The following is a 12,816-nucleotide window of genomic DNA, read 5'->3' on the forward strand; positions in this document are numbered from 1 at the left end:
TGACAACGGTCGAAACGACGCAGAGCGCCCCCGTACTGTCTGTTCAATTCCCGTTGCCCGTCGGAGCGGCGGCGAGCGCGGCGAGCGCCCCGGAGAGGGCGTGATCGGCCCTCAGGTCGAGGCCGGCGCTGCTGCCGCGGGCCCGGTGCGTGATCTCGTCACCCGCCAGTCTCAGCAGTTCCGGCAGCAGGTCGCGGCAGCGGCGGGCCACCCAGCCGGTGCCGGAGGTGGCGAGCCAGCGCAGTGACTCCGCGCGGGTGGGCGGCGGCCGGTCGGGATCGAGGGCGGGCGGCGGGCCGAGGGCGAACCCCTGTGCGGTGAGCGCCGTATGGAAGCGTGCGGCGATCATGCGGTGGCCGCGCTCCCCCGGGTGCAGCCGGTCGGCGCTCCACAGCGACCGGTCGGCGACCCAGGCGGTGTCGGCCAGGTGCAGGTGGACGGTGTCGTACCGGGTCGCGAGGACATGGACGACGGCGTTGAGGGCCCGCTGCCGGCGGGCGAGCGGCCGGGCGAGCGGTGCGGGCAGCCCGAGCATGGCGCCGGGGTCGGGCAGACAGGCGGTGAGCAGGACGGTGCCGCGCCCGGCGAGGGCGGCGCAGACGCGGTCGAGGCGCGGGGCGAGGTCCTGGATGTCGAAGGCGCGGCGGAGCGTGTCGTTGACGCCGACGACGACGGAGGCGATGTCGGGCGCGAAGGCGAGGGCGTCGGGGGTCTGCCGTTCCTCGACGTCGCGGGTGAGGGCGCCGCTGACGGCGAAGTTCCGGAACCGCGTCCCGTCCTCCCCGCCGCCCAGGGTGCCGCCGAGCAGCGCGGCCCATCCGCGCCAGTCGCCTCCGTCCACGGGGTCGCCGATCCCGGCGGTGAGGGAGTCCCCGAGCGCGGCGAACCGCGGGGGCGCGACCGCCGGGGTGAGGGTGCCGCCGCGGCGCGGGGACGGCACCGCCTCCAGGGAGGTGGGCGCCGGGGCGGGTCTCGGCCGCGGCGTCATCGGGGTGTCCCGTCCGGGCGCGGGGCGGAGGCCACGGGCCGGGCGTCGTGCGCCGCCAGGAAGGCCGCCACCGCCGTGTCCCAGCCGAACAGTTCCGCCCGCGCGCGGGCGGACGCGCGACGGGTGTCCTCCGGGCGGGCCAGCAGGTCCTCGACGGCGTCCGCGAAGGACGGGGCGTCGTCGGCCGCCGCCCGGCCCGCGTCGCCGATCACCTCGGGCAGCGCGGACGACGCGCTCGCGACGACCGGGGTGCCGCAGGCGAGCGCCTCCAGGGCCGCGAGGCCGAAGGTCTCGGCGGGGCCGGGTGCCAGGCAGATGTCGGCCGACGCCTGGAGGCCGGCCATCGCGGCGCGGTCGCCGACATGGCCGAGGAAGACCGCGGGCAGCCCCTGTGCCCTGGCCCTGCGGGTCAGGGCGGCGCGCAGCGGTCCCTCACCCGCGACGACCAGCGAGGCCCGTACTCCTCGGCGCCGCAGCTCCGCCAGTGTGTCGAGTGCCGCGCCGGGGCGCTTCTCGACGGACAGCCGGGATCCGAGGACGAGGAGTACGCCCTGCGCGCCGCCCCGGGCGTAGCGGGCGCGCAGGGCCGGGTCGCGGCGCTGCGGCCGGCAGCGGTCCAGGTCCACGCCGAGCGGCGCGCGCACCACGTTGCGGGCGCCGATCCGCAGGAACTCGCGCTCCGCCCACTCGGTGGTGCAGACGATCCGTGAGTACGCCCAGGCGCTGCGCGTGTTGAGCCGGTCGGCGGCGCGGCCGGCCGCGGCTCCGGGCACGCCCCAGGTGCGCAGCACCCCGTCGGCGGTCTCGTGGGAGACCATCACGGACGGGATCCGGTGGCGCCTGGCCCACTCGCCGGTCCAGCGCAGGGTGGTCCGGTCGGAGACTTCGAGCCGGTCGGGCGCGATCTCTTCGAGCACCTCGCGCAGCCGGCGCCGCGCCGCCAGGACGCGGTAGCCGCCGGTGCCGGGCAGTTCGGGTCCTGGCAGGGTGATCACCCTGCCCTGTTCGGTGTCCTCGTCGGACGCGCGTTCCCCGGGCACGATCAGTACCGGTTCGTGTCCGGCCGCGCGGTAGCCGCTGCCCAGCGCGTGCAGGGCGGTGCGCAGTCCGCCGGAGGACGGGGTGACGAAGTTGGCGAGCCGTACGATCCGCAGGGCGCTCACGCGACCACCGCCGTACGCGCGCCGAGCACCTCGGCGTAGTGGCCGAGGAGCTGGTCCCCGACGGCGGCCCAGGTCCGGTCCTCGACCGCGGCGCGCCCGGCCCGCCCGTAGGCGGCGCGGAGGGCGGGCGCGTGGGCGAGTTCGCGGACGGCCCCGGTGACGGCGTCCGTGTCGTGCGGGGTGACGAGGAGGCCCGTACGGCCGTGGTCCACGAGGTCGAGGGGTCCGCCGGCGGCGGGTGCGATCACCGGGACGCCGCTGGCCATGGCCTCCTGGACGGTCTGGCAGAAGGTCTCGTAGGGGCCGGTGTGCGCGAAGAGGTCGAAGGAGGCGAAGGTCCTGGCCAGCGCCTCGCCGGTGGTGCGGCCGAGGAAGACCGCGCCGGGCAGGACGGTGCGCAGGGAGGTCTCGCTGGGTCCGTCGCCGACGATCACGACGCGGACGCCGGGCAGTGCGCAGACGCCCGCGAGGAGTTCGACGTGCTTCTCGGCGGCGAGCCGTCCGACGTAGCCGACGATCAGTTCGCCGTCGGGGGCGAGCCGGCGCCGTAGCGCCTCGTCGCGCAGTTCGGGCCGGAACCGTACGGTGTCCACGCCCCGCGGCCAGAGGCTGACCCGCGGTATGCCGTGTTCGGCGAGGTCGGCGACGGCGGCGCTGGACGGTGCGAGGGTGCGGTCGGCCGCGGTGTGCACGGCCTTGAGGCGGCGCCAGGCGGCGGCCTCGCCGGCGCCCACGTACGTACGGGCGTAGCCGGCCAGGTCGGTCTGGTAGACGGCGATGGCGGGGACGCCGAGGCGGGCGGCGGCCGTCATGCCGCGTACGCCGAGGACGAAGGGGCTCGCGAGGTGGACGAGGTCGGCGCGGTGCGCGGTGATGGCGGCGGCGATCCGGCGGCTGGGCAGGGCCACGCGGACCTGTGGATAGCCGGGCAGCGGCAGGGAGGGCACCCGTACCACGGGGCACGGTGTGTCGGTCTCGTCGTCGCCGGCGACGGACGGGGCGATGACGAGGGGGTCGTGACCGCGCGCGGCGAGGTGCCGGGCGGTCTGGAGGGCGCAGTGGGCCACGCCGTTGACGTCGGGCGGGAAGGATTCGGTGACGATGACGACACGCATATCCGTGTTGTCGTCGTACCGAGCGTGTCCCTGCCAACGTGGATCTTTCCGCGTGGGGAACGTCCTGTGAGCATTGGAAGCGGGGCGTTCCCCGCACCTGCCGGAGCCACGCCGGACGTGGTGTGAGGGGCGCCCTCACACCACGTCCAGGTGTTACGGCGTGTTCACCGGGCCGCCGCGTCCGGGCCCATCCGGTTGCGTACGGCGGTCTGGACCTCGGCCTCCTCGGCCGGGTCGGCGGCCAGTCGCCGCAGCCGGTCGGCCACCCGTACGTCGCCGGTCTCGGCGTGCAGCGCGGCGATCTCCCGGGTGGTCTCCTCGCAGTCCCACAGGCATTCGACGGCGAATCCGGTGGCGTACGAGGGGTCGGTGGCGGCGAGTGCCCGCGCCGCGCGGCCCCGGAGCTGGGAGGACGCGGTCTCGCGGTAGACATGGCGCAGTACGGGCGCGGCGCAGACGATGCCGAGGCGGCCGGTGCCGTCGACGAGGGTCCACAGCCGGGGGGAGTCGGGGCCTTCGGCGCGTACGGTCTCGCGCAGGGCGCCGAGGACCAGCGGGGTGTCCTTCGTACCGCCGCGGCAGGCGAGGACGCCGGCGGCGGACGCGCCGAGGGGGTCAGGCCGGTGGATCCAGCCCCGGGCCCGGTCGACGGCCTCGTCGCCGCACATCCGCTCGAAGGCGGCGACCGCGGCGTCGGCGACGGCGCGGTGCGGGTCGCCTGCCGCCGCCTCGATCAGGTCGAGCACGGCCGGGTCACGGGCCTCGGCCAGGTAGTGGAGCGCGGCGCAGCGCGCCCCGCCGGGGCCGTTGCGGGCCGCTTCGACGATCAGCGGGCGGTCGCCGGGTCCCGCGACGGCGGTGAGACAGCGGGCCGCGGGCAGGTGGAGTTCGGTGCCGCGTTCCAGCCCCTGCTGGGCCCAGTCGAAGACGGCCTGGACGCTCCAGCCGGGGCGGGGTCCGCTCGGCCGCATCTGGCGCTGCCAGCGGTCGAAGGAGCCCTGTTCGCCGGCGGCTCTGATGCGGGCGCCGACCGTGGGGCGCGGGTCGTCGGCCCAGAGCCGCCAGGGCCGGGGCTCGAAGGCGTCGCGCACGGTGGACGCCAGTTCGGCGTTGCCGTCGGGGGTGACGGGGAACCGGGCGAGGACGGGGTCGGCGAGGGCGCGCAGGCCCGTGTCGTCGTCGCGCAGCGCCAGTTCGTCCAGTGCCCAGGCCCAGTTGGTGCCGGTCGCGGTGTAGCGCCTGAGCAGGTCGAGCGCGTCGTGCCGGCCGTAGGAGGCGAGGTGGCCGAGGACGGCGAGCGAGAGCCCGGTCCGTGACTCGTCGGTGTCGACGTGGTCGTCGGCGCGGAAGAGGTGGTCTTCGATCGCTTCGAGACCGCCATGGATGTCGAGATAGAGACGGGCGTAGTACAGCGAGCGGTTCTCGACCTGCCAGTCGTGGCGCGGGTCGTTCAGCACGCAGTGGTTGAGGGCGGCGAGCGCCTCTGCGCGGGGCGCGGCGAGCGCGTGCAGTGTGCCGTCGCCACGGCCCCTCTGCAGCAGGCCGAGCAGCGTGCCGCTCGGCGCTATGACTGGATCGAACATGGGGAAAGCCTCACATCAAGCTGTCGACGCAACCGGGGGGTGTGGTGCCGAAGCCCTCTCGGACCTGACCACGTCCGCATGCCTCTTCCAGCAAGCTCTGCCTCGTCGGGGGCAGGCATTGCCGGGAGGGGCTCTAGACGGTGCGGCAACATGATCGGCCGTCCGTTGTCGTCTTCTGCCTAACGCAGACCATCTGTCCTGCCTCTCGTCGGTGGCCCTCCGTGGGCCCGTCGTCATGATGACCCAGCCATTTCGCCACCGCGACCACATTTACGACGCTGTCCGTCACGACGGTCACCGGGCCCCGAACAGCTCCAGAAGATCCGTCTTCCCGAACATGCGCGCGGTATCCACCGCGGAGGGGTTGCCGTCGGCCGGATCCGCTCCCCCGGCCAGCAGGGCGCGGATGATCTCGTCCTCGCCCTTGAAGACGGCGCCCGCGAGCGGGGTCTGACCGCGGTCGTTGACCCTGCCTGCCTCGGCGCCACGGGCGAGGAGGGCCTCGACGGCCGCCAGGTGGCCGTGGTAGGCGGCGAGCATGAGGAGGGAGTCGCCCCGGTCGTTGGTGAGGTTGGCGGGCACACCGGCGTCGACGTAGGCGGCGAGCGTCTCGGCCTCGCCCGTCCGGGCCAGATCGAAGACCTTCGTGGCCAGTTCGATCACCTGGGGGTCGGGGGTTTCACTCATCGGTGGGGACCGCCTTCCGGAGTGTCTGTGCGGAATGAACCGACAGGTTACTGCCCGGAGCCGTAAGAGGAAGCGGAGAGTCCGGACAGTCCGGGGGCGGGGTGGTTGCCCGACATGAGCCAGTGCAGTGAAATACTTCACATTTCACTCATTTGCACCTTTTATCGCATAGATACTTTTCGTGATCCTGGAAGAACTCATGGTGACTGTCCCCACAAACCAGGAGAGTGCTCATGATTCTGTCCATGTCCGGCGTCGTACTGCTCGGAATCATCGTCTTCCTCTTCTTCCGGAAGGACGGACTCAAGGCGTCGCACGCGATCGTCTGCGCGCTCTTCGGCTTCTACCTCGCGGGAACCGCCATCGCCCCGAGCATCACGGCCGGCGGCGCCAGCCTCGCCGGCCTCCTGGGCGGGATCAAGTTCTGACGCCCGCCCATCCCTTCCGCACCCCACAGGAGACAGACGTGGCCCGGCTCCCCCTCACCCACCTGCTGCCCAGCGGCGGCGACCGGATCGCACGCGGGCGGGAGATGGCCCGCACGGCCGCGGACGGCGCCACCGACGTGCTCCATCCACTGATCACGATCGTCCGCGGACTGCGGACGATGGCCGCCTCGGGGCGCCGGCGATGGACGGGCATGCCCAAGGAGCGGCGCGGTCCCGCGCTGTTCCTGACCGCCGCCTGCCTCCTGCTGCTCGCCCTCGTCCCGTACGGGCCGCTGCTGACCCTGATCACGGTGATGGGCGTGGCCGGATGGAAGGGACGGGACCGCCCGCCCGTGCCGACCGGGCCCGACGAAGCGGAGGTACGGCGCCTCCAGTCCCTCTACGAGGCGCTCGTACCGCACTTCGCCGTGGCCGAGGACCCGAGCCCGCTCTTCACCCACGGCGGCGCGTGGAGCACCGCGTTCGCCGACCACGCCTTCGACAGCGGCGGACGGCTCACCCGGCTCCAGGTGACCTACCCGCCCTACTTCCCCGACGGCGAGCCCGCCGAGCGCGCCCGGATCGAGCAGCTTCTGCACGCCAAGTCCGGGCGCGGGCGCGAGTATCTCTTCGACTGGGACGAGGAGGGCAACCGGCTGCTGATGACGGTCCTGCCCCCGCTCCCCACCGACATCGCCGCCCAGCGTTTCGTCACGGCGCCGGGCGAGAGCGTCCTCGGCTTCACCGACGACGGCGCGGTGCCGCGCACCGTGCCCGTGACGACGGGCACCGGCCACCGGGACGCGCCGCCGGTGGTCTGGCGGACCGGGCCGCGCTCCACCGAACCGCATCTGCTGGTCGTGGGCCGTCCCGGCAGCGGCGCCACCGGTCTGCTGCGCTCGCTCGCGCTCCAGGCCCTGCCGTACGGCGACATCCTGGTCGTGGACGGCAGCGGGACCGGCGAGTTCGCCGCTCTGGCCGGGCGCAGGGGCGTGCTCGCCGTGGAGTGCGGGCTCGCCGGGGCGCTCGCCGGCCTCGAATGGGCCGCGCGCGAGACCGAACGGCGGCTGATCGACGCCAACCGCGCCCGCCAGTCCGGGCACCCCGACCCGGAGGACACCCGTCGTCCGCTGTGGATCCTGTGCGACCGGCCGGGCGTCTTCGGCCATCTCGCGGCGGCCGCAGGAAGGACCGATCCTCAGGACCTCCTCCAGGTGCCGCTGCGGCACGGCCGGGCCGCCCGGGTCACGGTCGTCGTCGCCGAACACCTCGACGCCCTGGACACGCTGAGCCAGGACGTGACGGCGCACACCCGCGCCCGGGTCGTCCTCGGGCCCGCCACGCCCGCGCAGGTGGAGGCGGTGCTCGGGGTACCGCCGCACACCACGCCCACGCCGGACGTCCCGCCCGGCCGGGGGTACGCACGGCTCGGCACGGCCCCGGTGCTCAGGCTCCAGGTCCCGGCCACGCCCGACCCGTACGACGAGGCGACGGGCGAGGCGCACCGGCGCGCCGTGCTGGATCTGCTGCCGCCCCGGCAGGACACCCGGCAGGCGTACGAGCGGGTGCCCGGGCAGGAGCCGGAGCGCGCCGCCGGGCAGGTTCCCGCGCCGGTGACCGCCGAGGGATGACCGCACCCCGGTGGCCGCCGAGGGATGACCGCGCCCGCCGTCAGGCGACGAAGGTGCGCGGCGCGTCGGTGCCCGTGGCCGCGCCCGTCTCCACCAGGCGTGCCGCCGCCGCCAGCCGGGCCGCGGCCTCCACGGCGACCGGGCCGCCGACGGTGAACGGCAGCCGTACGTACCCCTCGAACGCCCCGTCGACCCCGAAGCGGGGCCCCGAGGGCACCCGTACCCCGACCCGCTCGCCCATCTCGGCCAGCCGGGAGCCGGAGAGCCCGCCGGTGCGCACCCAGAGGGTCAGCCCGCCGTGCGGTACGTCGAACTGCCAGCCGGGCAGTTGCTCGCGCACCGCCGCCACCAGCGCGTCCCGGTTGTCGCGCGCCTGGGCGCGGCGCAGCGCGACGGCCTCCTCCCAGCCGCCGGTCCGCATCAGCCAGTTGACGGCGAGCTGTTCCAGCACCGGGGTGCCCAGGTCGGCGTAGGCGCGCGCCGAGACCAGGGAGCGGATGACATCGGGGGCGGCGCGCACCCAGCCGATCCGCATCCCCGCCCAGAAGGCCTTGCTGGCGGAGCCGACGGTGAGGACCGTACTGCCCGCCGGGTCGAAGGCGCAGACCCGGCGTGGCATGGCCACCTCCGGGTCGAGGCGCAGCTCGGACATGGTCTCGTCGACGACCAGGACGGTGCCCGCCGAGCGCGCCGCGTCGACGAGCCCGCGCCGCTGGTCCTCGTCGGCCAGCGCGCCCGTCGGGTTGTGGAAGTCGGCGACGACGTAGGCGAGCCGGGGCGCCGCGTCCCGCAGCACCTGGCGCCAGCGGCCGAGGTCCCAGCCGGTCAGCCCCTCGGCCATGGCGACGGGCACCAGCCGGGCGCCCGCCTCGCGCATGAGCTGGAGGATGTTGGCGTAGCTGGGCGACTCCACGGCGATCCGTTCGCCGCGGCCCGCGAAGAGATGGCAGATCGCGTCGATCGCGCCCATGGCGCCGGTGGTGACCATGATCTGTTCGGGCATGGTCGGCACGCCCAGCGCCGTGTAGCGGTCGGCGAGCATCTGGCGCAGGGCCGGGAGTCCCGCCGGGTAGTCGCCGTGGGTGTGGGCGTACGGCGCCAGTTCCTCCAGCGCCCCTTGGACGCCCCGGGTGAGCCAGGGCTCGGGGGCCGGCAGCGCGGCCGTGCCGAGGTCGATGACGGAGCCGAGCGACTCGGGCGGCAGGGGTTCGAGGCCGCGCGCGGGCAGCGGGTGCCCCGCCGGTACGGCCGTCCAGCTTCCCGCGCCCCTGCGGGACTCCAGGAAGCCCTCGGCGCGCAGCGCCTCGTAGGCGGCGGCCACGGTCGTACGGCTCACTGAGAGGGCGAGCGCCAGTTCACGTTCGGCGGGGAGGCGGGCGGCGACGGCGACGCGGCCTTCGAGGACGAGCAACCGGATGCCGTCGGCGAGCGCCCGGTAGGCGGGCGGGCGGCGGCTGCCGGGGCCGGCGGGCCGGGGCTGCTGGGCTTGGAGCTGCCGGGCGAGTTGAGGCGCTCCGACCGCCGAGGTCCACTGCACCATGGAAATCAGTCCACCTTCCCGGAATTGGACCTGGTTGCCCTCTGCTTACCCACCACAGAGTGGCATGCATCAGTCCACCATTGCATCAAGGGACGGCATCGTGTCCATCACCTCCGGTCTCCGGACCCCCCATCTGCCCCGTCGGCTCTGCCAGCTCTACGCGGGTCTCGCGCTGTACGGCGCGAGTGCGGCACTGCTGGTGCGCGGGGGCCTGGGGCTGGAGCCGTGGGGCGTGCTGCACCAGGGGCTCGCCGAGCTGACCGGGCTCTCCATGGGGGTCGTCGCGATCATCGTGGGGGCGGCCGTGCTGCTGCTCTGGATACCGATCAGGCAGCGGCCGGGGCTGGGCACGGTCTCCAACGTCTTCGCCGTGGGGCTGGCGATCGACGCGACGCTCGCCCTGGTCCCCGAGGCGCACGGGCTGCCCGCCAGGATCGCGCTGCTGGTCGCCGGGATCGTGCTCAACGGGGCGGCCACCGGGCTCTACATCGCGGCCCGGTTCGGTCCGGGTCCGCGGGACGGTCTGATGACCGGGCTGCACCGGCTGACGGGCCGCTCGGTGCGGCTGGTCCGTACGGCGATCGAGGTGGCCGTCGTCGCCACCGGGTTCGCCCTCGGCGGCTCGGTGGGCATCGGTACGGTGGCGTACGCGCTGGCCATCGGGCCCCTGGCCCAGCTCTTCCTGCGGGTCTTCGCCATCCCCGCGGCGGACAACGGCCCCGCGGTGGTCGCCACCGGGTCACCGGAAGGCGCCATACTGCGGCGGTGACGCGCGAACTCCACCCCTATCTGGTCCGGGCCGGCGCGGGCCGTCCTGGCCCCATCCCCTTCGCCCATCGCGGCGGCGCCGCGGACGGCCTGGAGAACACGGCCGCCGCGTTCCGCCGGGCGGCCGGCCTCGGCTACCGCTATTTCGAGACCGATGTGCACGCCACCTCGGACGGCCGACTCGTCGCCTTCCACGATCCGGCGCTGGACCGGGTGACCGATGCCCGGGGCGCCATCGCGGAGCTGCCGTGGCACGAGGTGCGCCGGGCCAGGGTGGCGGGCCGTGAACCGCTGCCGCTCTTCGCCGAGCTGCTGGAGGAGTTCCCCGAGGCCCGCTGGAACGTGGACATCAAAGCGGCGCCCGCCCTGGCCCCGCTGGTCGAGCTGATCCGCGCGACCGGGAGCTGGGACCGGGTGTGTGTCGGCTCGTTCTCCGAGGCCAGGGTGGCCCGCGCGGCCGGCCTCGCGGGCCCCCGTCTCGCCACCTCGTACGGGGTACGGGGCGTGACGGCCCTGCGGCTGCGCTCGTACGGGATCCCCGTCCCGGTGCGTGGCGGCGCCGTGTGCGCGCAGGTCCCCGAGGCGCAGTACGGCGTGCGGGTGGTGGACGAGCGCTTCGTACGAACGGCGCACGCCCGGGGCCTTCAGGTCCATGTCTGGACGGTCAACGATCCCGCGCGGATGGAAGCGCTTGTCGATCTCGGCGTGGATGGCATCATGACTGATCAACTGGAAACGCTGCGCTCGGTGTTGACCGCACGGGGAGCCTGGCAGTAGTGCTCGTGTGGGCACCGGCGGCCGGGTGCGGCGTCCGCACGGGGAGAGCGAGGCAGCGCGGGTGACCGCTGACACGGTGGAACGGGCCGACGGGGCGAGCTCCCTCAGGCGTGAGCAGCACGGCTGGTACTTCTACGATTTCGCGTGCTCGGTCTATTCGACGAGCGTGCTCACCGTCTTCCTCGGCCCCTATCTGACGTCGGTGGCGAAGAACGCCGCCGACGCCGAGGGCTTCGTCCATCCGCTGGGCGTTCCGGTGCGCGCGGGCTCGCTCTTCGCGTACGCGGTCTCCGTCTCGATCGTGGTGGCGGTGCTGGTGATGCCGCTGGTGGGCGCGGTGGCGGACCGTACGGGGCGCAAGAAGCCGCTGCTCGCGGCGGCGGCGTACGTCGGGGCGACGGCCACGACCTGCATGTTCTTCCTCGACGGGGACCGCTATCTGCTGGGCGCGCTGCTGCTGGTCGTGGCGAACGCCGCGCTCGCGGTCTCGATGGTGCTCTACAACGCGTATCTGCCGCAGATCGCGGAGCCGGACGAGCGCGACGCGGTCTCCTCGCGGGGCTGGGCCTTCGGCTACACCTCGGGCGCGCTGGTCCTCGTCCTCAATCTGGTGCTCTACACCGGGCACGACAGCTTCGGCGTCTCCGAGTCGACGGCGGTACGGATCTGTCTGGCCTCGGCGGGGCTCTGGTGGGGTGCCTTCACGCTCGTACCGCTGCGGCGGCTGCGCGACCGCGCGGTGGAGCGGAGCGGCGAGGGGGCGGTGGGCACCGGCTGGCGGCAGCTCATGGCCACGCTGCGGGACATGCGCCGCCATCCGCTGACGCTCTCCTTCCTGCTCGCGTATCTGATCTACAACGACGGCATCCAGACGGTGATCTCCCAGGCGTCGATCTACGGCTCGGAGGAGCTGGGCCTGGATCAGACGACTCTGATCACCGCCGTGCTGCTGGTCCAGATCCTGGCGGTGGCCGGCGCGCTGGGGATGGGCCGGATGGCCCGGGTGTACGGGGCCAAACGCGTCATCCTGGGCTCGCTGGCCGTCTGGACGCTGATCCTCGCGGCGGGGTACTTCCTGCCCGCCGGGGTGCCGGTCGCGTTCTATCTGATGGCCGCGGCGATCGGTCTGGTCCTGGGCGGCAGCCAGGCGCTGTCCCGCTCGCTCTTCTCCCATCTGGTGCCGAGCGGCAAGGAGGCCGAGTACTTCTCCGCGTACGAGATGAGCGACCGGGGGCTGAGCTGGCTGGGGCCGCTGGTGTTCGGCCTCGCGTTCCAGCTCACCGGGAGCTACCGGGATGCGATCATCTCGCTGGTGGTCTTCTTCGTGATCGGATCCGTGCTGCTGGCGCGGGTGCCGGTCAAGGCGGCGATCGCCGCCGCGGGGAACCCCGTACCGGACCGGATTTAGGCGTTGAAGTGAAAGGGCGGTAGTGTACGCGTTTGGCCTGCCAGGCGGACCGTTACTGCGTACTCGCCCAATGAAATCGCTGGGTGACATCTCCTGTGAGATGTGACAAACCGGGCGCCGGTGGGTACGCAACCCTTGATAAGCAGCGGCACGACGGACGAGGCACGACCCGCAACGGGAATCTTTACCGCCGACCGAACGTTGACCGGATGACGACGACAGCGACACCTGTCCTGTGGGCGACAAGCCCGGGAGGCACGATTCATGAGTGAGCGAGCTCTCCGCGGCACGCGACTCGTGGTGACCAGCTACGAGACGGACCGCGGCATCGATCTGGCCCCGCGCCAGGCGGTGGAGTACGCATGCCAGAACGGCCATCGATTTGAGATGCCGTTCTCGGTAGAGGCGGAAATTCCGCCGGAGTGGGAGTGCAAGGCGTGTGGCGCCCAGGCACTCCTGGTGGACGGGGATGGCCCCGAAGAGAAGAAGGGCAAGCCTGCGCGCACGCACTGGGACATGCTCATGGAGCGGCGCACACGCGAGGAGTTGGAGGAAGTGCTGGCCGAGAGGCTGGCGGTCCTGCGCTCCGGCGCCATGAACATCGCTGTGCACCCTCGGGACAGCCGGAAGTCCGCCTGACCCCGTAGAACGCGCCGCACACGACAAGCGCACAACAGCACACGCCGCGGGCCGCGTCACACGAACTGTGTGACGCGGCCCGCGGCGTG

Annotated in this window: 12 protein-coding genes; 6 read left to right on the plus strand and 6 right to left on the minus strand. The window is 73.5% G+C overall.

From position 1 onward, the window contains the following. Nucleotides 1-43: 43 nt before the first annotated feature. The 5 genes from ACIBJC_RS20450 to ACIBJC_RS20470 form a co-directional block, all read right to left on the minus strand. Nucleotides 44-988 (minus strand): SGNH/GDSL hydrolase family protein, encoded by a 945-nt coding sequence (locus ACIBJC_RS20450; RefSeq protein ID WP_399294325.1) that lies wholly within the window; start codon nucleotides 986-988, stop codon nucleotides 44-46. Continuing rightward, nucleotides 985-2,151, minus strand: coding sequence for a glycosyltransferase (locus tag ACIBJC_RS20455; RefSeq protein WP_399294328.1), 1,167 nt, complete (start codon nucleotides 2,149-2,151; stop codon nucleotides 985-987). Before ACIBJC_RS20455 ends, ACIBJC_RS20450 begins: the two co-directional genes overlap by 4 nt. After that, nucleotides 2,148-3,266 carry a glycosyltransferase family 4 protein gene (locus tag ACIBJC_RS20460; RefSeq protein WP_399294331.1) on the minus strand — a complete coding sequence of 373 codons (1,119 nt, stop codon included), beginning with the start codon at nucleotides 3,264-3,266 and terminating at the stop codon, nucleotides 2,148-2,150. The genes ACIBJC_RS20455 and ACIBJC_RS20460 overlap by 4 nt, the downstream gene beginning before the upstream one ends. A gap of 164 nt (nucleotides 3,267-3,430) precedes the next feature. Then, a complete protein-coding gene (locus ACIBJC_RS20465; RefSeq protein ID WP_399294333.1) occupies nucleotides 3,431-4,849 on the minus strand; it encodes a HEAT repeat domain-containing protein in 1,419 nt (472 codons plus the stop codon). Between the two features lie 294 nt (nucleotides 4,850-5,143). Continuing rightward, nucleotides 5,144-5,536 (minus strand): ankyrin repeat domain-containing protein, encoded by a 393-nt coding sequence (locus tag ACIBJC_RS20470; RefSeq protein ID WP_399294336.1) that lies wholly within the window; start codon nucleotides 5,534-5,536, stop codon nucleotides 5,144-5,146. 233 nt (nucleotides 5,537-5,769) lie between these two features. Between ACIBJC_RS20470 and ACIBJC_RS20475 the strand changes: the two genes are divergently transcribed. Together ACIBJC_RS20475 and ACIBJC_RS20480 are read left to right on the plus strand one after the other, a co-directional pair. After that, nucleotides 5,770-5,964, plus strand: a complete 195-nt coding sequence (locus ACIBJC_RS20475; protein WP_114627688.1) for a hypothetical protein — start codon at nucleotides 5,770-5,772, stop codon at nucleotides 5,962-5,964. A gap of 38 nt (nucleotides 5,965-6,002) precedes the next feature. Then, complete coding sequence (locus ACIBJC_RS20480) at nucleotides 6,003-7,595, plus strand: hypothetical protein (RefSeq protein ID WP_399294340.1); 1,593 nt, start codon at nucleotides 6,003-6,005, stop codon at nucleotides 7,593-7,595. A 40-nt stretch (nucleotides 7,596-7,635) separates the two neighbouring features. Here the strand turns inward: ACIBJC_RS20480 and ACIBJC_RS20485 are convergent, their stop codons facing one another. Next, nucleotides 7,636-9,135 (minus strand): PLP-dependent aminotransferase family protein, encoded by a 1,500-nt coding sequence (locus tag ACIBJC_RS20485; protein WP_399294342.1) that lies wholly within the window; start codon nucleotides 9,133-9,135, stop codon nucleotides 7,636-7,638. A 100-nt stretch (nucleotides 9,136-9,235) separates the two neighbouring features. Between ACIBJC_RS20485 and ACIBJC_RS20490 the strand changes: the two genes are divergently transcribed. From ACIBJC_RS20490 to ACIBJC_RS20505, 4 genes are all read left to right on the plus strand, one after another. Then, a complete protein-coding gene (locus ACIBJC_RS20490; protein WP_399294345.1) occupies nucleotides 9,236-9,904 on the plus strand; it encodes a YitT family protein in 669 nt (222 codons plus the stop codon). Then, nucleotides 9,901-10,680 carry a glycerophosphodiester phosphodiesterase gene (locus ACIBJC_RS20495; protein WP_399294348.1) on the plus strand — a complete coding sequence of 260 codons (780 nt, stop codon included), beginning with the start codon at nucleotides 9,901-9,903 and terminating at the stop codon, nucleotides 10,678-10,680. Before ACIBJC_RS20490 ends, ACIBJC_RS20495 begins: the two co-directional genes overlap by 4 nt. A 61-nt stretch (nucleotides 10,681-10,741) precedes the next feature. Then, on the plus strand, nucleotides 10,742-12,088 hold the full coding sequence (locus ACIBJC_RS20500) for an MFS transporter (RefSeq protein ID WP_399294351.1): 1,347 nt from the start codon (nucleotides 10,742-10,744) through the stop codon (nucleotides 12,086-12,088). 264 nt (nucleotides 12,089-12,352) lie between these two features. Further along, on the plus strand, nucleotides 12,353-12,727 hold the full coding sequence (locus ACIBJC_RS20505; RefSeq protein WP_003959706.1) for an RNA polymerase-binding protein RbpA: 375 nt from the start codon (nucleotides 12,353-12,355) through the stop codon (nucleotides 12,725-12,727). Nucleotides 12,728-12,816: the final 89 nt, after the last annotated feature.

Source organism: Streptomyces sp. NPDC050509, from assembly GCF_044457965.1.
Lineage (GTDB): Bacteria > Actinomycetota > Actinomycetes > Streptomycetales > Streptomycetaceae > Streptomyces.